Raw genomic sequence first — 25,686 nt, forward strand, 5'->3', positions numbered from 1 at the left:
AGCACGCTTTCCGGGAAAGCGGGCGCACGCGAGCCCCGATGGGCACGCTTTCCGGGAATGCGGGTGGGTGGCGGGGTGACGGGGGTGGGTGGGTGGGTGGTGGGTGACGGGGGTGGGTGGGTGATCGGATCGGGTCGGCCTGGTCGGGGTGCGGCGACCGGTCGCCCTCTACGGTGGGGTCCTGCGGACCGGCCGACGCCGGGAGGCGGCTTCCGGGTGTCCGCCCGGCACCCGCCGGACCCGGTCGGCCCGGTCCCGGGCCGACCGCCGTCCAGCACGACGAGGGACATGATGACCGACGCCGCCGCGCCCCGACCGGTTCGGGTTCTGCTCGCCGACGACCAGCCGCTGCTGCGGACCGGGTTCCGGATGGTGCTGGGGGTCGAGGACGACCTGGACATCGTGGGTGAGGCCGGCGACGGCGTGGAGGCGGTGGAGCTGTCCCGCCGGCTGCTGCCCGACGTGGTGTTGATGGACATCCGGATGCCGCGGATGGACGGGGTGGCCGCGACCCGGGCGATCGTGGACGCCCGGCTGCCGGTGCGGGTGCTGGTGCTGACCACGTTCGAGCTGGACGAGTACGTGGTCGGCGCGTTGCGCGCCGGGGCGAGCGGCTTCCTGGCCAAGGACGTCCCGGCGGAGGATCTGGTGACCGCGATCCGCACGGTGGCGGCCGGGGAGGCGGTGGTGGCGCCGCGGATCCTGCGCCGGCTGCTGGACCGCTTCGCCGACGTGCTGCCGGACCCGGCGGCCGTCCCGCCGCGGGTGCTGGACCCGCTGACCGACCGGGAGCGGGAGGTGCTGGTGCAGGTGGCGCGTGGGCTGTCCAACGCCGAGATCGCCCGGGCGCTGTCGGTCAGCGAGACCACGGTCAAGACGCACGTCGGGCACGTGCTGACCAAGCTGCGGCTGCGGGACCGGGTGCAGGCGGTGGTGCTGGCGTACGAGACGGGGCTGGTGCGGCCGGGGAAATAGGTGGCGACGCTCACGTACCGTGACCAACGGCGGCGGCGCATGGTTGACCATGACGCGACGTGAGGTCCTACCGTCGGCGCCGCCGGTCGGTCAGGGATCACCCTGAGCCGGTCTGGGGGGCGACCCTCACCGGAAATTCGGCACGGATTCCGCCCGGGGTCGGACGGATCCGTGGCCGGCGGCACCGAGGATGGAACTGCCGCACCGACCAGCGGGGGCGGTGCGGATCAGCAAGCCAGACGGAAGAGGTAGATGACGTGACCGCGACGGTAGGCCAGCAGGCGCAGGCCGCGGCCCGGGCGAGCGACGTGTGGAAGGTGTACGGCAGCGGCGAGGCGCAGGTCATCGCGCTGCGGGGGGTGAGCGCCGAGTTCGAACGCGGCCGGTTCACCGCGATCATGGGGCCGTCGGGTTCCGGCAAGTCGACGTTGATGCACTGCCTCGCCGGCCTGGACTCGGTGACCCGGGGCACGGTGGCGATCGGCGAGACGACGGTGACCGGGCTGAACGACTCGGGCCTGACGAAGCTGCGCCGGGACAAGGTCGGCTTCATCTTCCAGCAGTTCAACCTGCTGCCCACGCTCACCGCGCAGGAGAACATCCTGCTGCCGCTGTCGATCGCCGGCCGCAAGCCGGACCCGGCCTGGTACGACACGGTGATCGACACGGTCGGGCTACGGGACCGGCTCGGGCACCGCCCGGCGCAGCTCTCCGGCGGCCAGCAGCAGCGGGTGGCGTGCGCGCGGGCGCTTGTCGCCCGGCCCGAGGTCATCTTCGCCGACGAGCCGACCGGCAACCTGGACTCCCGGTCCGGCGCCGAGGTGTTGAACTTCCTGCGCAGCTCGGTACGCGAGCACGGCCAGACCATCGTCATGGTGACCCACGATCCGACCGCCGCCGCGTACGCCGACCGGGTGGTCTTCCTGGCCGACGGGCAGATCGTCTCGGAGCTGATCGAGCCGACCGCCGACACGGTGCTGGACACGATGAAGAAGCTGGACGCGCCGGTCGAGGTGGGCAACTGATGTTCCGGGCAACGCTGAAGAGCCTGCTGGCGCGCAAGCTGCGCCTGCTGCTGTCCGGGCTGGCGGTGGTGCTCGGCGTCATGTTCGTCTCGGGCGCGTTCGTGCTCACCGACACGCTGGGCCGCTCGTTCGACGCGGTCTTCGCCGACGCCTACGCCGACGTGGACGTGAACGTGGCGGCGAAGCCGAAGGTGGAGGTTTCCGAGACCGAGGGTGAGCAGGTCGCCGCCCCGGTGCCGGCGTCGCTCGTCGAGCGCGTGCGGGCGGTGCCGGGCGCCGCGGACGTGCGGGGCGTGGTCGCCGCCGACGGCGCGCGGCTGATCGGCAGCAACGGCAAGGTGGTCACCTCGTTCGGGCCGCCGCAGCTGGGCGAGAACTGGCTGGGCGAGGGCGACCTGGTGAGGCTGCGCGAGGGGCGGGAGCCGCGGGCCGACGACGAGATCGTGGTCAACGCCGCGCTGGCGAAGGCCGCCAACGTGAAGGTCGGGGACCGGGTCGGCGTGCTGACGCTGTCGCCGAAGCAGGAGTTCACGCTGGTCGGCGTGTTCGGTTACAGCGGTGGCCGGGACTCCGTCGGTGGCGCGAACGAGGTCGCTTTCACCACGCCGGTCGCGCAGCGGTTGATGCTCGGCAAGCCGGACGTGTTCTCCACCGTCACCGCGCGGGCGGACGGCACCACGCCGGAGGCGCTGCGCGACGAGGTGTCCCGCGCGCTGGGCGGCGCGTACGACGTGAAGACCGGTGACCAGCTCGCCGACGACGCCTCGGCCGGGCTGAAGGAGGGGCTGTCGTTCTTCAACAAGATCCTGCTCGGTTTCGCCGCGGTGGCGCTGCTGGTCGGCACGTTCCTGATCCTCAACACCTTCTCGATCATCGTGGCTCAGCGCACCCGCGAGTTGGCCCTGATGCGGGCCATCGGCGCCAGCGGCCGGCAGGTGATCGGATCGGTGGTGCTGGAGGCGGTCGCGGTCGGCCTGATCGCCTCGGTGCTCGGCCTGGCCGCCGGCATCGGGGTGGGCGCGCTGCTGGCGTACCTGTTCGGGAAGCTGGCCGGTGGTCTCACGCTGGCCGGGCTGGGGGTGCCGCCGGCGGCGGTGATCGGCGCGTTCGCGGTGGGTCTGCTGATCACGGTGGTCGCGGCGCTGCTGCCGGCGTTGCGGGCGGCGCGCATTCCCCCGATCGCCGCGATGCAGGACGTGGCCACGCCGGACCGGCCGCTGACCAAGGTGACGGTGGGCGGCGCGGTGGTCACCGGGATCGGCGCGGTGCTGCTCTTCGTCGGGCTCAGCGGCAACGCCGGCGGCAACACCCTCGCGACCATCCTCGGCGGTGTGCTGTTCGCGTTCATCGGGGTGGCGCTGTTGACGCCGCTGATCAGTCGGCCGGTGGTGTCGCTGCTCGGCGCGATCTTCTCCTGGTCGGTGCCGGGCAAGCTGGGCCGGCTGAACTCGGGCCGCAACCCGCGCCGGACCGCGATCACCGCTGCCGCGCTGATGGTGGGCATCGCGCTGGTGACCGGCGTGACGGTGATCCTGGATTCGGCGAAGGGCAGCATCAGCGCGCTCGCCGAGGACACCATCAAGGCCGAGCTGGTGATCTCCGGCGCCTCGTCCGGGCCGCGTCCGGCAAGTTTCGACCCGGCGGTGCTGGCGAAGACCGCCGCGATCCCGGGCGTGCGGCTGGTCGACGGCGAGTACGGCGACATGGCCACGGTGGGCGGCGAGCGGACCTGGGTGGCGGCGTCGAGCGACGTGACCGCGCTGGAGCGGATCTTCGGGGCGACGGCCACGGCCGGTGACATCAGCCGGTTGGCCCCCGACCAGATGTTGCTCAGCTCGGACACCGCGAAGGCCCGCAACCTGTCGGTCGGCTCGACCGTGCCGGTGCAGTTGTCCCGGGGTGAGGCGCGCACCTACACGGTCAGCGGCATCTACTCCAGTTCGCAGCTCACCAACCCGGTGGTGCTGCCGCCGCAGGCGACCGCCGACTTCGCCATCCCGCAGCCCATCCAGGGCTTCGTGCAGCTCGCCCCGGGGACCCCGGTGGGCGCGGTGCAGCCGCAGGTCGAGCGGCTGCTGGCGGACAGCCCGGAGGTGTCGGTGGCGGACCGGGCGGCGTTCATCAAGCAGCAGACCAGCCAGCTCGACACGCCGCTGCGGATGATCCAGATCCTGTTGGCGTTGGCCATCGTGATCGCGGTGCTGGGCATCATCAACACGCTCGCGCTGTCGGTGCTGGAGCGCACCCGTGAGCTGGGCCTGCTGCGGGCGATCGGTCTGCGCCGGGCACAGACCATGCGCATGATCACGGTCGAGGCGGTGGTGATCTCGATCTTCGGCGCGCTGCTCGGCGTGGTGGTCGGCACCGGTCTCGGCGCGGCCGTGGTCCGGGCGCTCAAGGACGAGGGCATCACCGACCTGGTCCTGCCCTGGGGCCAGATGGTGACGTTCCTGGTGCTGGCCGCGATCATCGGCGTGGTCGCGGCGGTGCTGCCGGCGATCCGCGCCGCGCGGATCAACGTGCTCGGCGCCATCGCCCACGACTGAGGCGCACGGTGGGGCCCCTCCCGTCGGGAGGGGCCCCTTCGCCTACCGGTTCAGCAGCGCGGCGAGCAGTTCCAGGTCCGCCGCGGTCAGGCTCTCCAGCTGGTGTACGCCGTCGGTCGGTGGCAGCGGCACCTCGGCCGGTACGGCCAGCACCGCCGCGCCGGCGGCCAACGCGCTCGCCACGCCGGTGGGTGAGTCCTCGATCGCCACGCACCGCGCGATCGGCACGCCCAGCAGCCGCGCGGCGGTCAGGTACGGCTCGGGGTGCGGCTTGGCCTCGCCCACCTCGTCGCCGCAGACCACCGCGTCGAAGCTGTCGCGGCCCAGCGTGTCGAGGGCGACCTCGACCAGCGACCGGCCGCTGGAGGTGACCAGCGCGGTGGGGATGCCGGCGGCGCGTACCGCCCGCAGCAGCGCCAGCGCGCCGGGCCGCCAGCGCAGCCCGGTGCGGAACAGGTCGAGGATCCGCGCGCTGATCCAGTCGGCGCTGGCCTGCGGGTCGCGTTCCGGCTGGCCCAGGTCGTCGTGCACGATCCGCATGGAGTCGGCCATCGCGGTGCCGATGATGGCCTGGCGGGCGTCGTCGGACAGGGTGCCGCCGTAGACGGCGGCCAGTTCCTGCAACGCGACGTCCCACAGTTTCTCGCTGTCGACGAGCGTGCCGTCCATGTCGAAGAGCACGGCGGCGGGTTGTGTGCTGCTCAGCGGGGGCCTCCTTCGATGTGCGTACCCCGCCGATCCTGCCAGCCGGACCCGGCCCGGCCGGCGTCGCCGCCGGCCGGGGTGACGTGCGGCATCAGCCGAGGTCGCACGCCTTCAGCGAGTTCTCGTAGCCGGCGAAGAACTTCTCGCTGCGCTGCTCGGCGGTGCCGTGCGCGCCTTCGGCGAACCACGGCTGGTCGGGGTCGTCGCCGACCGCGAGCAGCCCTTCCCGGAACTCGTCCAGGTCGCCGTCGGCCAGCTTCAGTGACCCGGCGCGCACGCTGTCGCCGAGGTACGCCCCGGCCATGCAGTCGGCCTGCAACTCCTGCTGGATGGTGTAGGTGTAGCGGATGCCGAGCCGGGTCTGCACGCCGTGCGCGTACTCGTGGCCGAGCAGGTAGAACAGGAACGCGTCGCCGATCTGCCGGAACGCCGACACCGACCAGTTCACGTCGTAGGCGATGAAGTCGCCGGCGGAGCAGTAGACGGCGTTGTTGCGCGGCAGCGGCTGCCCGCCGCAGGACACCTCACCGGCCCGGGTGTACGCCACCACCCGCCGGATCGGCTGGAACCGTTCCCCGGAGGAGCGGAACTGCGCGGTCCAGTACTGCTCGGCGCCGGCCACCGCGTCGGAGAAGTCCTGCTTGAACTCGGCGACGCTGGTGGTGCCGTCCGCCCGGGTGGTATCCGCGCCGGGGGACGCCGCTCGTCCGCTGCGCTCGGGGGCGGGCTGCTGCGGCTCGCCCTGGTCGAGCCCGCCGCCCATGCAGCCGGCCGCCACCACCACGGCCACCACCAGCCCGGCGAGCGGTCCGAGCCGCCGATGTCCCGTCCTGTCCCCCACGGTTTCCTCCCGGCTGTCGAACCCTGTGTCCTGCGCAGTACCCCGGCGTCCACCGGCTCTCACGTATCGGCGGCAGCGAACGTTCATCAGGTGTCGACGTCGGTGACCAGCAGCAGCGCCGCGCCGGGGTCGAAGCGCACCTCGGCGCCACCCGCGTCGTGGTCGGCGCCGCGGTGCCAGCGCACGCCGTCCGGCACGTACCCGGCCAGCGCCGGCCACACCTCGGGCGCCGCGCCGGTCACCGGCGTCCAGGTGTACGCGGCGGCCAGCGCGCGGGCGTCGGCCGGCGTCATCCGCACCACCGCCTGGTAGCGCCGGTCGGTCGGGCCGGGCGCGCGGGAACAGGCGAAGCTCGGGTAGTCGACCTGCCAGTGGATCTCCTGGTACGCGCCGATGCCCGGCACGTCGGCGTCGGTCCACCGCCGGTCGGTGCGGACCTTCGCCTCCTCGGCGGCGACCCGCGTCGCGCAGTTGCGCTCCTCGCCGTCACCGGCCCGGGCCAGCCAGATCACGCCGCCGCAGGCGGCCAGCACCACGACGCCGAGCGCGGCGGCGAGCGCGAGGAACCATGATCGTCGGGTCACGTCGGCAGGGTAGCCACCGCCGGCCACCGTGGACCGCCCCCGGTACAGTCCCGGCCGTGGATCCCGACGTGACGCTCGCCAGCGTCGTCTACTGGCGGCGCAGCATCTGGAACGGTCGGCGGTGCGTGCCGGTGCTGATGACGCTCGACCAGGGTCTGCTGCGCGCCCGGGACCGGCACGGCGCGGAGGTGTTCGCGGTGCCCGTCGGCCAGGTGCGGGGGCGGCTGACCCGGCTGGGCACGCTGCTGCTGACCATCGACGGCCGGCGGTACGACGTGGTCGGGCGGGGGTCGGACATCTCGCCGTCGCCCAGCCCGGACCAGCGGCGCGGGCTGGACGAGTTCTGGGCGCACCGGACGCCGCCCGCCGGTGACGGGCCGGGCTTCCTCGACCTGGCGTTCAACGGGGCTGCCGCGTTCCACACCCGGTCCTGGCGGGACGCGTTGGCCCGCGCGGGCGCGACGGTGCGCTGACCGGCCTCGCCCGGCCCCGTCGTGCGGGGCCGTGGGACGGGCGTCTAGTCCAGGCCGCGCATGATGTGCGGCTCGCCGTCGTCGTCGCCGAAGCAGCGGTGCAGGACCTGGGCGCGGGCCCACAGGTCGAGGCTGCTCGGCGGGCCGACCGTTGCCGACCCGACCGGCGCGGCCAGCACGGGGCCCGGATCGGGCGGCACCTTCGACGTCACCTCGTCGGCCATCTGGCGCCCCTTTCGTCGTACCCATGCTCGTCACCGGCCGTCTCGGCCGCGTCAACCGGACGGCGCGGGCGTGGACGCGGCACTGCCGCCCCTTCTGCGAAGGTAGCCCGCCGGGCCGGCCGGCACAGCCGAATTCGTGTCGTCATCGGGCCGAGCGTCGATGGTCAGGCGATGTTCACGGAGATCGACCTGGACCATGACGTCCACATCTGTCTATATGGGTGGGGACAGTCGCCATTCCCGTACGGACGGAGTCCCATGTCCCGCACCCTGCGCGCCACGGCCATCAGCCTCGCCGCGATCGTGGCCACCACCCTCGGCCTCGCCCAGCCCGCCCCCGCCGCCGGTTACTCCGCGTCGCTCACCACCGCGGTCGCCAGCCTGCCGGTCGCCACCGAGGTCCGCACCGGCTACAGCCGTGACCTGTTCCCGCACTGGATCGACGCCGACGGCGACGGCTGCCACACCCGCAACGAGGTGCTCTACACCGAGGCCACCACGAAGCCCACCATCAGCGGCACCTGCACGCTCTCCGGCGGCCGGTGGTACTCCTACTACGACGACGCCACCTGGACGGCCACCGGCGACCTGGACATCGACCACGTGGTCCCGCTCGCCGAAGCCTGGGACTCCGGCGCCCGCAACTGGTCCACCAGCCGCCGCCAGGCGTACGCGAACGACCTGGGTGACGCGCGCGCCCTGGCCGCGGTGACCGACAACGTCAACCAGGCCAAGGGCGACCAGGACCCGGCCACCTGGCTGCCGCCGTACGCCTCGGCCCGCTGCCGCTACGTCGGCGAGTGGGTGGCGGTCAAGATCCGCTGGCGGCTCACCGTGGACAGCGCGGAGAAGAGCGCGCTGTCCAGTTGGGCGAACAACTGCCCGGCGGCCACCATCTCGGTCACCTACGCGTACTGACCGCCTCCGGCGCCCCGGGCCGGAGGCGGCCCGGGGACGCTGGGATGATGGCCGGCGATGGCGCAGCACGAGGAGTTCACCACCGCGCGGCTGTCGCTTCGCCGCGCCGTCGCCCTGTCCGGGCTCGCCGCCCTGTCCTGGTGGTGGGCCGCACGGCGCGGCCACCGCGCCGGTTGCGCGGGCGGCGACTGCGCCTGCCGACCCGGCGGCAAGATCGTGACGGTACGGTCGGAGCCATGACCGTCGCCCGTTCGATCCTGCTGTTCCTGGTCGCCGCGCTGGCCGAGATCGGCGGCGCCTGGCTGGTCTGGCAGGGCTGGCGGGAGAACCGTGGGCTGCTCTGGATCGCGGGCGGGATCATCGCGCTGGGCGTCTACGGCTTCGTGGCCACGTTCCAGCCCGACCCGAACTTCGGGCGCATCCTGGCCGCCTACGGCGGCGTCTTCGTCGCCGGGTCGCTGGCCTGGGGCATGGTCGTCGACAAGTTCCGGCCCGACCGCTACGACCTGGTCGGCGCGGCCATCTGCCTGGTCGGCGTCGCGGTCATCATGTACGCGCCGCGCGCGAGCTGACCACGATGCTGTTCCTTCCACAGACCGGGGAGCTGTCGTTCCGGCACGGCGACGACGTGCTCGTCGGCGACCTGGTCCGGCCACCCTGGCCGGGGCCGTACCCGGCGGTGGTCTTCGTCGAGGGCTCCGGGCCCGGCGGGCGTGACCAGCGGGACTGGCAGACCCGGCTGGCCGCCGCCGGCTTCGCCAGCCTCGCCTACGACAAGCCGGGTTCCGGAGCGTCCACCGGCAACTGGACCCGGCAGCGGCTGACCGACCGGGCCGACGAGACCCTGGCCGGGGTGAACGCGCTGCGGGCACGGTCGGACGTGCGCGCGGACGCGGTCGCGCTGATCGGCGGCAGCCAGGGTGGATGGGTGGCGCCGCTCGCCGCGTCCCGCTCCCCGGCCGCCGTCGCCGCGGTGGTGAGCGTGTCCGGTCCCGGCGTCGGCGTGGTGGCGCAGGAGGAGTACCGGCTGGGTCGCCAACTCACCGCGACGGGCTTCACCGCCGACGACGCCCGTCAGGCGCTGGCCCTGTTCCAGGAGCAGATCGATCGGGTTCGGGCCGGCGACGACCCGGCCGCTGTGCACGCCGCGCAGGCTCGATGGCACGAGGCGCCCTGGTACGCGTTGCTCGCCGGCACCTCGCCCGCCTCGATCGCCTTCCTCGCCGGCATCGCCGACCACGACCCGGAGCCGGCGCTCGCCGCCCTGCGCTGCCCGTTGCTGGCGATCTTCGGCGCCGACGACGTGCAGGTCCCGGTCGAGGCCAGCGTGCGCGCCCTCGACCGGATCCTCGTCGACGCCCGGCACACCGACCACACGATCGTGGTGTTCCCGGGCGCCGACCACGGCATCCGGGTACGGGGCGTGCGGGCGCCCGGCTTCGACGAGTTGGTCGTGACCTGGCTCCAGCACCGGCTCTCCCCACCGCCGCGACAACTTCGCGCCTGACCGCTGATCATGACGGTGGCGGTGACCGCCGTCCGACTCGCCACCGCCACCGTCATGATCGCCCGTCACCGGTCGGTCGTCGCCACGTCGTCGAGGGCGGCGACCTCGCGGACGGCCGCGACGATGGCCGGGGCGTCCTTCTTGAGCAGCGCGCCGTGGTTGCTGGCGACCTTCGCGCTGATCCGGATGTTCGGGTTGCGGGCGGTCACCGCGTCGAGCCCGGCGCGGATCCGTTCCTGCTCGTCGCCGCGGCTGCCGAGAGACGTGCCCGAGGCGACCACGTACCGCACCGGGACGGTGATCCGGTCGAGCACCGGGCCCAGTTCGCGTTCCCGGGACAGCCGGCCGAGCTCGATGTTGCTCTCGGCCTGTTGCGCGGCGCTCATCCGCGGGGTCAGGCCGGTGGGGCGCAGCAGCGGCGTGAACCAGCCCATCCGCTTGAACAGCTTTCGAATCCGCAGTTCCATGGCCTCGTCGAGCCAGTCGTAGGGAAACGCGCCGTCGACCAGGACCGCGCCCACCGTACGGTCGGGGTTGCGCTCGGCCCAGTGCGCGCCGACGACGGCGCCGTAGGACCAGCCCACCAGCAGCGCCCGGTCCACGCCCCGCGCCGCGAGCACGGCGTCGACGTCGCGGACGGCGGCGGCGAAGGAGTAGTCCGCCGACCGCTGCGACCGGCCGCGGGCCCGTTCGTCGTAGGTGATGTGCCGCCAGCCGTCGCCCAGGTCGGCGATGACCCGCCGCCAGTAGCCCTGGGTGGCGAACTGGCCGTTGAGGTACAGCACGGGGACGCCGGCGCCGCCGGTGTCGGTGACCGCCAGGGCGGTGTCCTCGACGGACACGTTCCCGGTCCACGCGTTCTTCATCATGATCCTGCTCCTGCTGTTGAGTGGGGGTGTGTCAGAGGCTGCGGGCGGTGATGTCGCCGTGCGAGGTGGTGGCCCGGATGTCGAGCACGGCGGCGCCGTCGTTGCGCAGGGCGTTGCTGACGCGGCCGTGGTCGGTGCCGGCGTCCAGGGTGGCCGGGACACCGCTGGCGGCGGCGACGGTGATGTCGCCGGAGCGGGTGCGGAGCACGACCGTGCCGCGTACCGCCTCGGCGATCCGGATGTCACCCCGCGCGGTGCTGATCTCCGCCGCGCCGGTGAGCCGGCCGACCTCGACGTCGCCGTCGGTCGCCGTCAGGTGCACGCTCGCGGCCTCGTCGATCTTGACCTGCCGGTACGCGCCGTCGACGGTGACGTCGCCGAGGCGGCCGACGCCGCGTACCTCGACGGCGCCGGAGGTGGCCTGGAGGTCGGAGCCGGCGGGCATCTGCACGGTGACCTCGACGGACCCGGGGGCACCGATGATCCGGTTGGCGGGCTCGGGGACGTGGATCCGCAGGACGCCGTCGGCGTAGCTGACGACCGCCTGCTCCGCGCTGCGGGCGTCACGGCTGCGGGCGGCGTCCGCGGGTCGGACCTCGACGCTGGTGTCGGCGCGGTCCGCGGCGATGACCTGGATACGCCCGGCGGGGACGTCCAGGACGGCGGAGATGGGGGCGGGGGTGGCGAACGTCGGCACGGTGCTCTCCCAGGGTTTCGGTGCTTGTTTCCAACACCGGAAACGCTACGTTGCTTTCCGCGCCAAGGCAACGAGATCGTTGCACTCACGAGGCGTTTATGCAGGTCACGCCAGTTCAATCATTGCAACGACCCGCCAGGCAATGCAACAATGCCGCCAGGTTCCGTTGCAACAGCCTGGTGGTGAACGCTATGCTGCCCACCGGACGAGGTCGGACGGGAGGAGATCGGCGTGCCGGGAGGCAGACTCACCCAGCAGGAACGCCAGCGGATCGCGTCGGGGCTCGCCGAGAGCCTCGCCTACGCGGAGATCGCCCGACGACTCGACCGTCCGACCTCCACGATCACCCGGGAGGTGATGCGCAACGGCGGCCCCACCGCCTACCGCGCCGAGCTGGCCCACCGCGCCACCGAACGTCGCGCCCGGCGGCGCACGACCGCCGCCCCGCGGGGGTCGGCGTCACTCTCCCAGCCGCGAGGGCGCGACGCCGAGGCCTTGACCGAGTACGAGGAGACGCTGACCACCGTCCTCCTGGCCTCGGGCCTGCCGACGATGGCGGCCCGGGTCCTGACCTGCCTGTTCACCAGCGACGAGGGCAGCCTCACCGCGGCCGACCTCACCCGGCACCTCCAGGTCAGCCCCGCCTCCGTCTCCAAGGCGATCGCCTTCCTCGCGGGGCAGAGCCTGGTCCGCCGGGAACGCGACGACAGTCGCCGGGAGCGCTACGTCGTCGACGACGACCTCTTCTACCAGGCGACGATCGCCAGCGCACGGGCCAACGACCAGCTCGTCGCCGTCGCCCGCCAGGGCGTCGCCCTGCTCGGACCCGACACCCCGGCCGCCGCCCGGCTGGAGAACATCGCCCGCTTCCTCGACTTCATCAGCGAGAACATCACCCGCGCCGCCGCACAGGCCCGCGACATCCTCCGCACCGCTCCCCGGGCGCCCGGGGACGACATGCCGGACGGTGAGCCCGCGCGCGACTAGAGCCCGTTCCATACGGGTGGTCGAGCCGAGGCGGAGTCCGGGCGGCGAGCCGGCAAGGCACGGCCCTGGCTCAGCAGGACGCGGGCGGGATGCTCTGCTCGTACTGGAAGACGTTGTGCGGGTCGTACATCGCCTTGATCCTGCGGAGGCGCTCGACGTTCGGCCCCCAGTACGCGGTCTCCCACTCCTGCATGCCGATGTTCGGCACGTTGACGTAGGCGCCGTCCACGTACGGACGCAGCGCCTGGCTGAACTCGGCGATCCACGCCTGGGCGGCCGGGGTGAGGGCGTCGCCGCTGTCCGGCACGCCGCGGGTCCCCCAGCCGGCGCCGGGCTCGGAGTAGAAGATCGCGTCGCGGTGCGGGAACGCCGAGCCGCCGACCGGCTGCTGCGCCTGCGCGCCGACACCGAACGCCTGGGTGAAGAAGTTGCTGGCATCGGTGGGCGCGACCGCCATGAACGAGCGGATGATCTCGATCGCCTCGGGCGGGAACGGTTGGCGGGTGAACTGGGAGAAGAACTTCCAGTTCGCGGGCTCGTCCTGAGTCGGGACCTGGAACCCGGCGTAGATGTCGCCCCACCCGCCGATCTGCACGGTGACCTGCGGGGCGCCGACCGACAGGACCGGCTCCAGCAGCCTCCGCACCTCCGCCTCGGTGCCCTCGGCGAGCACGCCGAACAGCAGGAGCTGCGACTTGTGGATCTCCAACTGGGAGCCGAGGCGGACGTCGGTGAACGGCGCGGTGCGCTGCCACCGGTCGAAGACCTCCCGCAGGTCGTCCAGGCCCGACCAGGTCGCCTGAAGGTAGGCGACGCCGCGCAGCGGAGCCACCCGGTAGGTCAGCGAGGTGACGATGCCGAAGTTGCCGTTACCCGCCCCGCGCAACGCCCAGAGCAGGTCCCGGCGGTTCCGCAGATCCACCTCGATCGCCTTGGCGCCGTTCGCCCCGGACGCGACGACGATCTCCGCCCCGATCAGGTTGTCGCAGGCCATACCGAGCCACCGGGTGAGGAAGCCGAAACCCCCGCCCAGGGTCGCCCCGGACAGGCCCACGCTGCCCTCCGTGCCGGTCGTCACCGCCAGACCCTGCTGGGCGAGCGCGGTGACCGCCTCCAACTGGTTGAGCCCGGCGCCGACGCGCGCGGTGAGCGCGGGCCGGTTGATGTCGGCCGACTTCAGCTCGCTGACGTCGATCACGATGCCGTTGTCCACGTTCGACCAGCCCTCAAGGCTGTGCCGGCCGCTGCGTACCCGCAGCGCGACGTCGTTCTGCCGCGACCAGGCGAGGGCGTTCACCACGTCCTGGGTGTTCTGCGCGAACACGATGACCAGCGGGTTGCGGACGAACAACTCGTCCCAGCCGAGGCTCGCGGTCGGATAGTCGGGGTCGCCGAACCGCACGATGCGGCCGGTCAGCTGCGCCGGCGGGCACTCGGCCCAGATGGGCGCCCCGGAGCCGTCGGTACCGGTGACCGCCTGGGCGGGGCCGCCGAACACGGCCGGCGCGACGACCGCCCCGGCACCCACGGCGGCCGTCGCCTGGAGCAGCTTGCGGCGCGAAATGTCATGCATGGTCGTGGCCTCTCGATCGGGTCACGCCCCTCCGTTGGCGTGCGACCTCACGCTAGGACCGGACACCCGCGCGGATAACCGGAACAGTATGTGAGAACCCTTCCGAGTGACGCAGAAGCGTCGACCGTTGGACGAAGCGGACGAGCGGCTCCCGTCAGGCGCCGAGCGCCTCGCGCACCGGGTCCAGGAAGGCCAGACGCGGCTGCTCGAACAGGTCCCGCGCGTCCTGCCCGTCCGGCACTCCCTCCCACACGGCGCCGTTGAGCACCAGGAAGTACGCCCGGGCGGCGTCGTGCACCGGGATCGGGAACAGTAGGCGGATCATCCGCTCCGCGACCCAGAACTGGTTCATCACCGACTGCGTCTGCGTCGGCCACTCCTCGCCGTCCTCCCACCAGTCGGGGCGGGTGAACGCGCAGCGCTCGGCGTCGGCCCCCACCGTGACGAACCGTTCCACCAGCGCCAGCCGCTCGGCCCGCCGGGCCTCCGCCCGGGCGAGATCCTGTTTACGCTCCTCGGTCCGGGCCGCCATCCGCTGGGTCGAATGCTGCACCAGATAGGAGAGCCCGCCACCGATGGCCACGCCGCCCAACGACGTCACCGCCGCCCACACCTCCACCGCCACGCACGCATGGTGCCCACCCGGGCCGATCATGTCCACTCAGGCGGTCGAACCCAATCCCGACAACGTGTTCCACGGGCCCGTAGCCTGGCACCGTGACCCCTCTGGCTGACCACGCCGCGCAGCTTGCGGGGCGATGCCTGGCCGTGGCGCTCCCGCGCAGGTGGAAGCATGTGCGCGCCGTCGGTCTGAAGGCTGAGCGCCTTGGCCGGCTGGTCGGGGAGGACGCGCAACTGCTCGCCGCCGCCGGGTGGCTGCATGACGTCGGCTATGCCCCGGCCGTCGCGGACACCGGCTTCCACGCGCTCGACGGTGCCCGATGGCTGCTCCGCCAGGGCTTCCCCCCGCGTCTGGCGGGCCTGGTCGCTCATCACTCCTGCGCGTCGTACGAGGCCGAGGTGAGAGGGATGAAGCCTGACCTCATGGCGGAGTTCCCCTTCGAGGAGTCACCGACATCCGACGCTCTCTGGTACGCCGACATGACGACCGGGCCCGGCTTCGGGCCGACAACCGTCATGCTGGCTCGGGCACACACGGCCCTCGACCTGGGAGCCGGCCATGACGCGGTCGCCTGGCACGAGAAGGCCTGCACCCGTGACGGCTGGCGGTGGCTGGCCGCTGAGCACCGCGCCGGCCACCTCGTGCAGGCCGCCCGGGCGTACCTTCAGATCGACCAACCGGCCCGCGCGGGCCGCGCTCTGGCCGACGCCGCTCACCTCGCACCGGACGAACTGCGTCATCGGCCACACGCCCGCGCGGTGCTCTCGGAGGTGGTCCGCAGTCCCCACGCCCCGGTCACCGTCATCCAGCTCGCCGCGACCCTCGGCGTGACCTGACCACCGCTTGATGCGCACCGGCTCGGGGAGGTGGTGATATGCGGGACAGCGGGATACCGCCACTTCGACGAAGTGGAGTGGATCAAGCGCCGAGATCGGGCTACTTGGCGTTGAAGTAGTTCGCCTCCGGGTGGTGCACCACGATCGCGTCGGTGGCCTGCTCCGGCACGAGCTGGAACTCCTCCGACAACTGCACGCCGATCCGCGCCGCGCCGAGCAACTGCACGATCTTCGCCCGGTCCTCCAGGTCCGGGCAGGCCGGATAGCCGAACGCGTACCGGCAGCCGCGGTAGTCGGTGCGCAGCAGGCCCGCCAGGTCGGCCGGGTCGTCGTCGGCGACCGTGCCGCCGCCCGGCAGCACCAGCTCCGACCGGATGCGCCGGTGCCAGTACTCCGCCAGCGCCTCGGTGAGCTGCACCGACAGGCCGTGCACCTCCAGGTAGTCGCGGTACTCGTTCGCGGCGAACATCTTCGCCGTGTACTCGCTGATCGGCTGCCCCACGGTGACGAGCTGCAACGCCACCACGTCCAACTGGTCGCCCTTGGGGCGGAAGAAGTCCGCCAGGCACAGCCGGCGTTCCTGCCGCTGCCGGGGGAAGGAGAACCGGGCGCGCTCGCTGTGCCCGTTCTCGTCCAGCACCACCAGGTCGTTGCCCTCGGAGTACGCCGGGAAGTAGCCGTACACCACGGCCGCCTCCAACACCTGGTCGGCGATCAGCCGGTCCAGCCAGTAACGCAGCCGGGGCCGGCCCTCGGTCTCCACCAGCTCCTCGTAGGTCGGACCCGTGCCGCCCCGGGCGCCGCGCAGCCCCCACTGCCCCAGGAACGTGGCCCGCTCGTCGAGCAGCGCCGCGTAGTCGGCCAGCGGCACACCCTTGACCACCCGGGTGCCGAGAAACGGCGGCGTGGGCACCGCCTGCTGCACCGCCACGTCGGAGCGCACCGAGGCGTCGTCCAGCTCGGGCAGCGCCTCGCGGACCTGCGCGCGCTGCCGCTCCCGACGCTCCCGGCGGGCCGCCAGCGCGGCCTCCCGCTCCGGGTCCACCACCGGCGCGCCGGCCCGCTTGGCCGTCATCACCCGGTCCATCAGCGACAGGCCCTCAAACGCGTCCCGGGCGTAGTGCACCTGCCCCGGGTAGATCGCCCGCAGGTCGTCCTCGACGTACGCCCGGGTCAGTGCCGCCCCGCCGAGCAGCACCGGCCACCGTTCGGCGACGCCGCGCGACGCCATCTCGGCCAGGTTCTCCTTCATGATGACCGTGCTCTTCACCAGCAGCCCGGACATGCCGATGGCGTCGGCCCGGTGCTCCTCGGCCGCGTCGAGGATCGCGTTGATCGGCTGCTTGATGCCGATGTTGACCACGTCGTAGCCGTTGTTGGACAGGATGATGTCGACCAGGTTCTTGCCGATGTCGTGCACGTCGCCCTTGACGGTGGCGAGCACGATCCGGCCCTTGCCGTCGTCGTCGGCCTTCTCCATGTGCGGTTCCAGGTAGGCCACCGCGGTCTTCATCACCTCGGCGGACTGGAGCACGAACGGCAGCTGCATCTGACCCGAGCCGAACAGCTCGCCGACCACCTTCATGCCGTCCAGCAGCAGGTCGTTGATGATGGACAGCGGCGTGCGGCCCTCGGCCATCGCGGTGTCCAGGTCGGCCTCCAGGCCGTTGCGCTCGCCGTCGATGATCCGCCGCTTGAGCCGCTCCTCCAACGGCAGCGCGGCCAGCTCCTCGGCCCGGGTGGCGCGCGCCGACGCCGCGTCGACGCCCTCGAACGCCTCGATGAACCGCTGCACCGGGTCGTAGCCCTCGCGGCGGCGGTCGTAGACCAGGTCGAGCGCCACCTCGCGCTGCGCGTCCGGGATCCTCGACATCGGCAGGATCTTGCTGGCGTGCACGATGGCCGAGGTCAGACCGGCCTGGACGCACTCGTGCAGGAACACCGAGTTGAGCACCTGCCGGGCCGCCGGGTTGAGCCCGAACGAGACGTTCGAGATGCCGGCGGTGAAGTTCACCCCCGGATAGCGGGCGACGATCTCCCGGATCGCCTCGATCGTCTCGATGCCGTCGCGGCGCGTCTCCTCCTGCCCGGTGGCGATCGGGAACGTCAACGCGTCGATGAGGATGTCCTCCCGGCGCATCCCCCAGCGGCTGGTCAGGTCGTCGATCAGCCGGCTGGCCACCCGGACCTTCCACTCCCGGGTGCGCGCCTGGCCCTCCTCGTCGATGAGCAGCGCCACCACGGCGGCGCCGTGCTCCTTCACCACCGGCATGACCCGCGCGTAGCGGGAGTCGGGGCCGTCGCCGTCCTCGAAGTTGACGGAGTTGACCACGCACCGGCCGCCGAGCATCTCCAGGCCCGCCTCGATCACCGCCGGCTCGGTGGAGTCCAGCACGATCGGCAGCGTGGACGCGGTGGCGAACCGGCCGGCCAGCTCCCGCATGTCCTGCGTGCCGTTGCGGCCGACGTAGTCGACGCAGAGGTCGAGCAGGTGCGAGCCGTCCCGGGCCTGGTTGCGGGCGATCTCCACACAGGCCTGCCAGTCGCCGGCGAGCATCGCCTCGCGGAACGCCTTCGAGCCGTTGGCGTTGGTCCGCTCCCCCACCATCAGGACGCTGGCGTCCTGGGCGAACGGCACGTGGTGGTAGATCGAGGAGACGCCCGCCTCCGGCTCGGGCTCCCGGGCCGACGGACGCCGTCCGCCGAGCCGTTCCACCAGCACCCGGATGTGCTCCGGCGTGGTGCCGCAGCAGCCGCCGATCAGGCCCACGCCGTAGTCGTCGACGAACTGCTCCAGCGCGTCGGCCATCTCCTGCGGGCCGAGCGGGAAGTACGCCCCGTCGGCGGTCAGCACCGGCAGGCCGGCGTTCGGCATCACGGACACCGGGATGCGTGAGTGCCGGGACAGGTAGCGCAGGTGCTCACCCATCTCGGCCGGGCCGGTGGAGCAGTTGAGCCCGATCAGGTCGACGCCGAGCGGCTCGATCGCGGTCAGCGCCGCGCCGATCTCGCTGCCCAGCAGCATGGTGCCGGTGGTCTCCACGGCCACCTGGCAGATGATCGGCACGTCCCGGCCGGCGGCGTCACGGGCCCGCTTCGAGCCGACCACCGCGGCCTTGACCTGGAGCAGGTCCTGGCAGGTTTCGATGATCAGCGCGTCCGCCCCGCCGGCGATGAGGCCGGCGGCGTTCTCCTGGTACGCGTCGCGCAGCGAGGCGTAGCTCGCGTGGCCCAGCGTGGGCAGCTTGGTGCCCGGCCCCATCGAGCCGAGCACGAACCGGGGCCGCTCCGGCGTCGCGTGCGCGTCGGCGGCCTCACGGGCGATCCGCGCGGCGGCCTCGGACAGCTCCCGGATGCGCTCGGCGATGCCGTACTCGGCGAGGTTCGGCAGGTTGGCGCCGAACGTGTTGGTCTCCACGCAGTCCGCGCCGGCGGCCAGGTAGGCGTCGTGCACGCCGCGGACCACGTCCGGCCGGGTGACGTTGAGAATCTCGTTGCAGCCCTCGAGGCCGTCGAAGTCGTCGATCGTGAGATCAGCGGCCTGGAGCATCGTCCCCATGGCCCCGTCGGCGATGAGGATCCGGTCCGCCAGCAGGTCGCGCAACGAAGTAGCCACATGGTCAGGTTAGTGCGCCGAGCGACGCAACGGTCACTCCCATCACGCCATCCCACATAGTGTCGGCGGGATCACCGCGTACCCTTCATCCGTTTCGTCCGGGTGGTCCCGCCGGGCGACCGGCGCGGCCGACGGGCCGGCTCCGGCGGCGACACGTAGGCTGACGGACGTGAAGGACATCAGGGACGCGACCGTGCGACCGGGCGGGACCGCTCCCGACGAGCAGGGTGGGGTGACGGCGTGACCGAGTTCGACGGGCTGCCGGTACTGCGCTCACCGGTCGCGATCGCGGCCTTCGAGGGCTGGAACGACGCCGCGGACGCCTCCACCGCCGCCGTGGAGCACCTCGAACAGGTCTGGCAGGCCCGGCAGGTGACCGAGTTGGACCCGGAGGACTTCTACGACTTCCAGGTGAGCCGGCCGACCATCACCATGGCCGACGGGGAGACCCGGCGGGTCGAGTGGCCCACCACCCGCTTCATGGTGGCCAGCCCGGAGGGCACCGAGCGGGACGTGGTGCTGATCCGCGGCATCGAGCCGAGCATGCGCTGGCGCACGTTCTGCGAGCAGGTGCTGGAGATCTGCCACAGCCTGGAGGTCGAGCGGGTGGTGCTGCTCGGCGCGTTGCTGGCCGACGTGCCCTACACCCGGCCGCTGCCGATCAGCGGCAGCGCGTCCGACGCCGACGCGGCCAAGCGCTACCAGCTCACCCCCACCCGCTACGACGGGCCGACCGGCATCGTCGGGGTGCTGCACGACGCCTGCACCCGCGCCGAGGTGGACGCGGTGTCGTTCTGGGTGCACGTGCCGCACTACGCCAACAACCCGCCCTGCCCGAAGGCGACGCTGGCGCTGCTGCACCGCGTCGAGGAGGTGCTCGACCTGCCGGTGCCGATGGCCGACCTGGCCGAGGAGGCCGCCGAGTGGGAGCAGCGGGTGCGCAGCGCCGCCGAGCAGGACGCCGAGCTCGGCGAGTACGTGCGGGAGTTGGAGGAACGCGTCGGCGACGCCGGCATCACGCCGTTGACCGGTGACGAGATCGCGCAGGAGTTCGAGAAGTACCTGCGCCGCCGTGGCGGCTCCGCCGGGCCCACCGCGGGTTCCTGGTAGCTCGTTCGTCCGAAGGCCGGGTCCGGGGTGGGCCCGGCTTCTTCGTGTCCGGGGTGGCGGCGTCACGTTCGCTACGGCATCCTAGGAACCTAGCTGTTCTGAGGAGGCGGACATGCAGATCAATCCCGGCGCGGCCGAGTTCCCGCATCGGCAGATCGCCGCGCAGCTCAAGGACCGGGTGCGTCGCGGCGACTGGGGGCCGGGCGAGCGGCTGCCGTCCATCCCGGCCATCGCCGAGATGTTCGGCGTGGCCAAGCAGACCGTCCAGCGCGCCGTCGACCAGCTCCGGGTCGAGGGCGTCCTGATCACCAAACCGGGATCCGGCACGTACGTCCGGGGCACCCGGCGCCGGCTCAACCGCCTGGCCCGGGGCCGGTACGGCGGCTTCCGCGGCTACCACACCGACCTGGCCGCCCGGTACCGCCAACAACTCGTCTCCGTCGGTCGCGTCGCCGCGCCGCCGGAGGTCGCCGACGCGTTCGGCGTGGCCGACGGCACCGAGCTGCTCTGCCGGCGGCACCTGGTCCGCACCGACGACTCCCCGGTCGAGGTCGGCGCGTCCTGGTTCCTGCCCGCCGACACCGCCGGCAGCTCACTGGAACGGGCCGAGGCGTTCGGCCGGCCGCTCTACCAGGAGGCCGAGGAGGCCACCGGCCGTCGGTACGCCACCGCCACCGACACCATCAGCGCCCGCCAGCCCAGCCGGGAGGAGGCGGAGATCCTCCAGATCCGCCCGGACACCCCCGTGCTGCACCTGCTGCACGTCGCGTACGACGAGCGGCGCAAACCGATCGAGGTCGCCCAGGCCACCTGGCCGGGCCCGATGACCACGCTCACCGAGGAGTACCGGATCCCCGCCCCGGCCCCCGAGCCGGACCCCGACCCGGGCCTCGTCCTCGGCTGACCCCGCTCCCCGCGATCTTGCACCTTCGGCCCGGACGGACGGAACATGTCCGGCATCTCCGGGGCACCAAGTGCAAGATCAGCGCGGCGGGTTACAGGGCGATGCCGAGGAGGGCGTCCACGGTGCGGGCGAACAGGGTGGGGGCGGCCGGGTCGGTGCCGTCGCCGGCCAGCGTCGCGGCGGCCCAGGTGTCGGCCGCGGCCAGCGCGCCCGGCGTGTCGAGATCGTCGGCGAGGCGGTCGCGTACCTCCGCCAGGAACGCCTCACCCGACGGCCCGGACGGCGCGGCGGCGGCCCGCCGCCACCGGTCCAGCCGCTCGTACGCCTCGGCGAGCAGCTCGTCGGTCCAGGACCGGTCACTGCGGTAGTGGCCGGCGAGCAACGCCAGCCGCACCGCCATCGGGTCGACCCGGTCGGCGCGCAGCCGGGACACGAAGACCAGGTTGCCCTTGGACTTCGACATCTTCTCGCCGTCCAGGCCGATCATGCCGGCGTGCACGTAGTGGTCGGCGAACGGCGCCGCGCCGGTCAGCCGCTCGGCGTGCGCCGCGGAGCACTCGTGGTGCGGGAAGATCAGGTCGTTGCCGCCGCCCTGCACGGAGACCCGGTCGCCGAGCAGGTTCAGCGCGATGACCGCGCACTCGATGTGCCAGCCGGGACGGCCGGGGCCCAGGTCGCCGCCGGGCCAGGACGGCTCACCCTCGCGGGCGCCGCGCCACAGCAGCGGGTCGAGCGGGTCCCGCTTGCCGGCGCGGTCCGGGTCGCCGCCACGCTCCGGGAAGATCTCCCGCATCTGCGCCCGCGACAGGTTGGACTCGTAGCCGAACGCGGGGGCGGCGGCGATGTCGAAGTAGACGTCACCGGTGCCGTCGTCGAGCCGGTACGCGGCACCGTCCTTGACCAGGGCGAGCACCTTGTCGGCGATGTCCGGGATCGACTCGACCGCGCCGACGTAGTGCGCCGGCGGGATCATCCGCAGCGACTCCATGTCCTCGCGGAACAGCGCCGTCTCCCGCATGGCCAGGACCTTCCAGTCCTCGCCGTCGCGCTCGGCGCGCTCCAGCAGCGGGTCGTCGATGTCGGTGACGTTCTGCACGTACCGCACGGTCAGGCCGGCGTCGCGCCACATCCGCTGCACCAGATCGAATGTGATCATGGTGGCGGCGTGCCCCAGGTGGGTGGCGTCGTACGGGGTGATGCCGCAGACGTACAGGGAGGCGACGCCGTCGGGCCGGGAGGGGTGGACGCCCTGCCGCGCCGAGTCGTACAACCTCAGCGGTGCGCCTTCACCGGGCAGCCGTGGCACCTCATGTCCCGTCCAAGACTCCATGACCGCCAGCCTAACGATCCGTCAGGCGCTCGGGTGCCGCCCCTCGGGTGATCAACGCGACACCGGTTCACATGGGCGGCCACGGCATGGCCGGCCACTCCTCCGGCGGCAGCGGGAACCGGCCGGTGTCCCGCAGGCGCTCCACCCGGGCGGCGACCGCCGCGACCTCGCCGAGCGTGAGGTGCTCGGCCAGCTCCTCGCCGAGCGCGCCGGCGAGCGGGCCGACCAGCGCGTCGAGCATCTCCACCGCGTCCGCCGGGAGCAGCCGGCCCGCCCAGCCCCAGAGCACCGTGCGCAGCTTCTCCTCCACGTGGAAGCTGACGCCGTGGTCCACGCCGTAGATGCGGTCGTCCGCGCCGACGAGCACGTGCCCGCCCTTGCGGTCGGCGTTGTTGATCACCGCGTCGAGCACGGCCAACCGGGCCAGCCGCGGGTCGTCGGCGTGCGCCAGCGCGTACGCCGCCCCGTCGTCGTCGCGGGCCGCGGCGATCGGGAACCAGCGCGGCGGCACCGACTCGGCCGGGACGAAGCCGACAAGCGGCTCGGCGTCCGCCGGCTCGTCGATCCAGAGTTGACAGGAGCCGGGACCGAACGGGCCGTCGCGCAGCACGGTCGGCGGCACCAGGTCCCACCCGGTGGCCCGGGAGACCAGATAGGCGGCCACCTCCCGGCCGGCCAACGTGCCGTCCGGGAAGTCCCAGAGCGGGCGCTCACCGCGGACCGGCTTGTAGACACAGTGCGCGGTGACCTCACCGAGCGCGACGACCCCGCGCAGCGTGGCGTTGGAGGCGTCGACCAGCCGCCCCTCCAGGGTCAGCTCGCCGTCGGCGAGCAGCCGCAACGCCTCCGCGCCGTCCTGTCGCGGTTGCAGTTCCGACGAGGTCACCGGTGATAGCCGTTGTGCCGGGGGCAGAGGTGACCGGCCGGGTCGAGCGGCTGCCCACAGAGCGGGCAGGGTGGCCGGCCGGCGTTGACCACCCGCTTGGCACGCTCGATGAACTCGCGGGTCGCCTCGGGGGTCAGCCGCACCCGGAGCCGGTCGAGGTCGTCGTCGGGCTCGTCCGGCTCCTCGTCGATCTCGACCTCGTCGTCGTCCGCGTCGCTCAGCCCGACCTCGGCCTCCGCCTCGCCCACGGCGATCGCCTCGATCACCACGGTGGCGGTGTCCACGTCGAAGGCCAGGCCGAGCGTGCCGACCCGGAACTCCTCGTCGACCGGGGTGTCGAGGGGTTCGTTGTCACCCAACACCACCGGAGCGGCCTCCGGCAGCTTCACCCCGAACCGGCGTTGCGCCTCGGAGAGCAGCTCCTCCAGCTTCTCGGCGAGCAGCGACACCTGGACCTTCTCCAGCGCGACGCTGACCAGCCGGCCGCCGCCACGCGCCTGGAGGAAGAAGGTGCGCTCCCCCGGCGGGCCGACCGTTCCGGCGACGAACCGCTCCGGCGGCTCGAACGCGTGCACCTGGTGCGTCATACCCACGACCCTATCCGGAGCGCGGAAGCACCGCGCAGCCCACCGACGCCGAATCCGCCCAGAGCGCAACGCGCCGCGCCGCGCCGTCCGGCCGCGGTTTGGACCGCCCGGCTCACCGTGTCGCCCCCGCGCCGCCACCCACCGCCGCGTCCGACTCGGTGGCCCGGACCGCCCGCCGGCGCCGCTTGCGCGGCGGCGGGACCAGCGTCGACAGGTCGCCGCCGGTGTCGTTGAGCCGCACCAGGAACGGCCGCAGCGGGGTGTAGCGGATCGCCGTCACCGACGCCGGGTCGGCCACGATCCGCTGAAACAGATCCAGGTGTACGCCGAGCGCGTCGGCCACGATGGCCTTGATCACGTCGCCGTGGCTGCACGCCAGCCACACCGCCTCGGGCCCGTGCTCGGCGGTGACCCGCGCGTCCCACGCCCGCACCGCCGCGACCGCCCGCGCGGACATCGCCGCCATCGACTCCCCCTCGGGGAAGGCGGCGGCGCTGGGATGCTGCTGGACCACCGGCCAGAGCGGCTCCTTCGCCAGCTTCTTCAGCGGCTGCCCCTCCCAGGCGCCGTAGCCGCACTCGATCAGCCCGTCCTCGACCACCGGCTCGACGCCGGGCAGCGCCAGGTCGAGGGTCTGCCGGCAACGGATCAGCGGGCTGCTCACCACCGCCGCGAGCGGCACCCCGGCGAGGCGCCCACCGACCGCCGCTGCCTGGGCCCGGCCGGTGTCGTCCAGCTCGACCGGCTGCCGGCCGGCCAGGCCGCCGTCGGCGTTCGCGGTCGTCCGGCCGTGTCGCAAGAGCAGAAGGGTCGCCACGCTGACCACCCTAGGCCGTGCCCCCGCCCGACACCGGACCCGCCACCGCGCACCCCCCACCCGACGTCGCGGCCACGGTGACCATGAGGTTGACGGTGACGAAACGGACACCGCACGCCACCGACTCCATGATCACCGGGGCGGACGGGCCGTTTGGGGTGGGTGTCCGGTTCGAGGGTGGTGGGTGACACCCGCCGGGCGGAATCGGCGGTGGGTGGGCGGCGTTGTAACCGGGTGTACGGCCGAGCAGCCACCACGCCCCGGGCACCCCCGGGAATGACGGCGGGTCGCCGGTCGTTGCACCTGGTTCGGCAGCCACGACGAGGCCCCCGCCCCGTGGCCCGGCCGGATCCCCCGAGACGAGCGCCTGACGGTGCCACGCGCCCCGCCCCGGGTGCGTCGACCCCCGAACGGAGCCCCCATGAACACCATGCTGCGCAAGAGCATCCTCGGTATCGCCGGTCTGACCGTCGCCGGTGGCCTGGCCGCCGGTCCGCTGAACCACCAGGACGCCACCCCCGGCCCGCGCGAGAGCGCCGTGGCCGTGCAGACGAAGCTCGACCCCGCCGCGCTCGTGCCGCACGGCGTGCAGGGCGCCCAGTCCCGCATCGACCTCGACGACGAGCAGACCGCCAACGTCAAGGCGATCATCGCCGCGACCAAGAAGGCCGGCATGGACGAGCGCGCCGCGGTCGTCTCCATCGCCACCGCCCTCCAGGAGTCGAAGCTGGAGAACCTCGGCCACCTCGGCGACCGCAACGACCACGACTCGCAGGGCCTGTTCCAGCAGCGCCCGTCCAGCGGTTGGGGCACGGTCGAGCAGATCACCGACCCCGAGTACGCCACCCTGGCGTTCCTCAAGGGCCTCAAGCAGGTCGACGGCTGGCAGGACATGCCGCTGACCCGGGCCGCCCAGACCGTCCAGGTCAGCGCCTACCCCGACCACTACGCCCAGTGGGAGCAGCAGGCCGCCGACCTCGTCGCCCAGCACTGGAACGGCTGACACCACGAAGGCCGGCACCCCGATCCGGGGTGCCGGCCTTCGGCGTACCGC

General features: G+C 72.8%; 26 protein-coding genes. 13 read left to right on the forward strand and 13 right to left on the reverse strand.

The genetic code is table 11. From position 1 onward, the window contains the following. Positions 1–291: 291 nt before the first annotated feature. From VKK44_RS14695 to VKK44_RS14705, 3 genes are all read left to right on the forward strand, one after another. Positions 292–975, forward strand: coding sequence for a response regulator transcription factor (locus VKK44_RS14695; RefSeq protein WP_343447782.1), 684 nt, complete (start codon positions 292–294; stop codon positions 973–975). A 257-nt stretch (positions 976–1,232) separates the two neighbouring features. After that, positions 1,233–2,000 (forward strand): ABC transporter ATP-binding protein, encoded by a 768-nt coding sequence (locus tag VKK44_RS14700; RefSeq protein WP_343447551.1) that lies wholly within the window; start codon positions 1,233–1,235, stop codon positions 1,998–2,000. Then, positions 2,000–4,546 (forward strand): ABC transporter permease, encoded by a 2,547-nt coding sequence (locus tag VKK44_RS14705; protein WP_343447552.1) that lies wholly within the window; start codon positions 2,000–2,002, stop codon positions 4,544–4,546. Before VKK44_RS14700 ends, VKK44_RS14705 begins: the two co-directional genes overlap by 1 nt. Before the next feature lie 42 nt (positions 4,547–4,588). On the opposite strand, the gene VKK44_RS14710 is transcribed toward VKK44_RS14705, so the two are convergent. From VKK44_RS14710 to VKK44_RS14720, 3 genes are all read right to left on the reverse strand, one after another. Next, positions 4,589–5,227, reverse strand: coding sequence for an HAD family hydrolase (locus VKK44_RS14710; protein ID WP_343447553.1), 639 nt, complete (start codon positions 5,225–5,227; stop codon positions 4,589–4,591). A 115-nt stretch (positions 5,228–5,342) separates the two neighbouring features. Further along, positions 5,343–6,092, reverse strand: coding sequence for a neutral zinc metallopeptidase (locus VKK44_RS14715; RefSeq protein ID WP_343447554.1), 750 nt, complete (start codon positions 6,090–6,092; stop codon positions 5,343–5,345). 86 nt (positions 6,093–6,178) lie between these two features. Further along, positions 6,179–6,676: a hypothetical protein gene (locus VKK44_RS14720; protein WP_343447555.1), complete on the reverse strand. Its 498-nt coding sequence runs from the start codon at positions 6,674–6,676 to the stop codon at positions 6,179–6,181. Positions 6,677–6,732: 56 nt separating this feature from the next. On the opposite strand from VKK44_RS14720, the gene VKK44_RS14725 reads away from it, so the two are divergent. After that, the gene (locus tag VKK44_RS14725; protein ID WP_343447556.1) at positions 6,733–7,149 is read left to right on the forward strand and encodes a hypothetical protein; all 417 of its coding nucleotides are present in this window, start codon (positions 6,733–6,735) and stop codon (positions 7,147–7,149) included. A gap of 44 nt (positions 7,150–7,193) precedes the next feature. Here the strand turns inward: VKK44_RS14725 and VKK44_RS14730 are convergent, their stop codons facing one another. Continuing rightward, positions 7,194–7,373, reverse strand: coding sequence for a hypothetical protein (locus tag VKK44_RS14730; RefSeq protein ID WP_343447557.1), 180 nt, complete (start codon positions 7,371–7,373; stop codon positions 7,194–7,196). Positions 7,374–7,631: 258 nt separating this feature from the next. Here VKK44_RS14730 and VKK44_RS14735 point away from each other — a divergent pair, with 258 nt between their 5' ends. Genes VKK44_RS14735 through VKK44_RS14750 form a run of 4 tightly spaced genes read left to right on the forward strand, consistent with a single transcriptional unit; the run spans position 7,632 to position 9,798 of the window. Beyond that, positions 7,632–8,291, forward strand: coding sequence for an HNH endonuclease family protein (locus VKK44_RS14735; protein WP_343447558.1), 660 nt, complete (start codon positions 7,632–7,634; stop codon positions 8,289–8,291). A gap of 57 nt (positions 8,292–8,348) precedes the next feature. Beyond that, entirely contained in the window at positions 8,349–8,531 is a 183-nt protein-coding gene (locus VKK44_RS14740) for a hypothetical protein (RefSeq protein ID WP_343447559.1), read from the forward strand. After that, positions 8,528–8,863 (forward strand): YnfA family protein, encoded by a 336-nt coding sequence (locus VKK44_RS14745; RefSeq protein WP_343447560.1) that lies wholly within the window; start codon positions 8,528–8,530, stop codon positions 8,861–8,863. The genes VKK44_RS14740 and VKK44_RS14745 overlap by 4 nt, the downstream gene beginning before the upstream one ends. A gap of 5 nt (positions 8,864–8,868) precedes the next feature. After that, positions 8,869–9,798, forward strand: coding sequence for an alpha/beta hydrolase family protein (locus VKK44_RS14750; protein ID WP_343447562.1), 930 nt, complete (start codon positions 8,869–8,871; stop codon positions 9,796–9,798). Between the two features lie 65 nt (positions 9,799–9,863). Here the strand turns inward: VKK44_RS14750 and VKK44_RS14755 are convergent, their stop codons facing one another. Next, complete coding sequence (locus VKK44_RS14755; RefSeq protein ID WP_343447563.1) at positions 9,864–10,667, reverse strand: alpha/beta fold hydrolase; 804 nt, start codon at positions 10,665–10,667, stop codon at positions 9,864–9,866. 31 nt (positions 10,668–10,698) lie between these two features. After that, the gene (locus VKK44_RS14760) at positions 10,699–11,364 is read right to left on the reverse strand and encodes a DUF4097 family beta strand repeat-containing protein (RefSeq protein WP_343447564.1); all 666 of its coding nucleotides are present in this window, start codon (positions 11,362–11,364) and stop codon (positions 10,699–10,701) included. A gap of 231 nt (positions 11,365–11,595) precedes the next feature. Between VKK44_RS14760 and VKK44_RS14765 the strand changes: the two genes are divergently transcribed. Then, positions 11,596–12,351 carry a helix-turn-helix domain-containing protein gene (locus VKK44_RS14765; protein ID WP_343447565.1) on the forward strand — a complete coding sequence of 252 codons (756 nt, stop codon included), beginning with the start codon at positions 11,596–11,598 and terminating at the stop codon, positions 12,349–12,351. Positions 12,352–12,421: 70 nt separating this feature from the next. Here VKK44_RS14765 and VKK44_RS14770 read toward each other — a convergent pair whose 3' ends face one another. Next, on the reverse strand, positions 12,422–13,924 hold the full coding sequence (locus VKK44_RS14770; protein ID WP_343447566.1) for an FAD-binding oxidoreductase: 1,503 nt from the start codon (positions 13,922–13,924) through the stop codon (positions 12,422–12,424). A gap of 154 nt (positions 13,925–14,078) precedes the next feature. Next, on the reverse strand, positions 14,079–14,549 hold the full coding sequence (locus tag VKK44_RS14775) for a hypothetical protein (protein WP_343447567.1): 471 nt from the start codon (positions 14,547–14,549) through the stop codon (positions 14,079–14,081). Between the two features lie 92 nt (positions 14,550–14,641). On the opposite strand from VKK44_RS14775, the gene VKK44_RS14780 reads away from it, so the two are divergent. Continuing rightward, complete coding sequence (locus VKK44_RS14780) at positions 14,642–15,382, forward strand: HD domain-containing protein (RefSeq protein WP_343447568.1); 741 nt, start codon at positions 14,642–14,644, stop codon at positions 15,380–15,382. Between the two features lie 100 nt (positions 15,383–15,482). Here the strand turns inward: VKK44_RS14780 and metH are convergent, their stop codons facing one another. Then, the gene (metH, locus tag VKK44_RS14785; RefSeq protein ID WP_458351666.1) at positions 15,483–18,941 is read right to left on the reverse strand and encodes a methionine synthase; all 3,459 of its coding nucleotides are present in this window, start codon (positions 18,939–18,941) and stop codon (positions 15,483–15,485) included. A gap of 297 nt (positions 18,942–19,238) precedes the next feature. Between metH and VKK44_RS14790 the strand changes: the two genes are divergently transcribed. After that, complete coding sequence (locus tag VKK44_RS14790; protein ID WP_030504102.1) at positions 19,239–20,108, forward strand: PAC2 family protein; 870 nt, start codon at positions 19,239–19,241, stop codon at positions 20,106–20,108. Positions 20,109–20,220: 112 nt separating this feature from the next. Next, entirely contained in the window at positions 20,221–21,012 is a 792-nt protein-coding gene (locus VKK44_RS14795; protein WP_343447570.1) for a GntR family transcriptional regulator, read from the forward strand. A gap of 91 nt (positions 21,013–21,103) precedes the next feature. Here the strand turns inward: VKK44_RS14795 and mshC are convergent, their stop codons facing one another. The 4 genes from mshC to VKK44_RS14815 form a co-directional block, all read right to left on the reverse strand. Then, the gene (gene mshC, locus VKK44_RS14800) at positions 21,104–22,342 is read right to left on the reverse strand and encodes a cysteine--1-D-myo-inosityl 2-amino-2-deoxy-alpha-D-glucopyranoside ligase (RefSeq protein WP_343447571.1); all 1,239 of its coding nucleotides are present in this window, start codon (positions 22,340–22,342) and stop codon (positions 21,104–21,106) included. Between the two features lie 67 nt (positions 22,343–22,409). Next, a complete protein-coding gene (locus VKK44_RS14805) occupies positions 22,410–23,228 on the reverse strand; it encodes an SCO1664 family protein (protein WP_343447572.1) in 819 nt (272 codons plus the stop codon). Further along, entirely contained in the window at positions 23,225–23,815 is a 591-nt protein-coding gene (locus VKK44_RS14810; protein WP_343447573.1) for a DUF3090 domain-containing protein, read from the reverse strand. Before VKK44_RS14810 ends, VKK44_RS14805 begins: the two co-directional genes overlap by 4 nt. A 112-nt stretch (positions 23,816–23,927) precedes the next feature. After that, positions 23,928–24,641: a histidine phosphatase family protein gene (locus VKK44_RS14815; protein WP_343447574.1), complete on the reverse strand. Its 714-nt coding sequence runs from the start codon at positions 24,639–24,641 to the stop codon at positions 23,928–23,930. A gap of 412 nt (positions 24,642–25,053) precedes the next feature. On the opposite strand from VKK44_RS14815, the gene VKK44_RS14820 reads away from it, so the two are divergent. After that, positions 25,054–25,635: a hypothetical protein gene (locus tag VKK44_RS14820; RefSeq protein ID WP_343447575.1), complete on the forward strand. Its 582-nt coding sequence runs from the start codon at positions 25,054–25,056 to the stop codon at positions 25,633–25,635. Positions 25,636–25,686 lie beyond the last annotated feature (51 nt).

Origin of the sequence: Micromonospora sp. DSM 45708 (assembly GCF_039566955.1) — a bacterium.
GTDB lineage: Bacteria > Actinomycetota > Actinomycetes > Mycobacteriales > Micromonosporaceae > Micromonospora.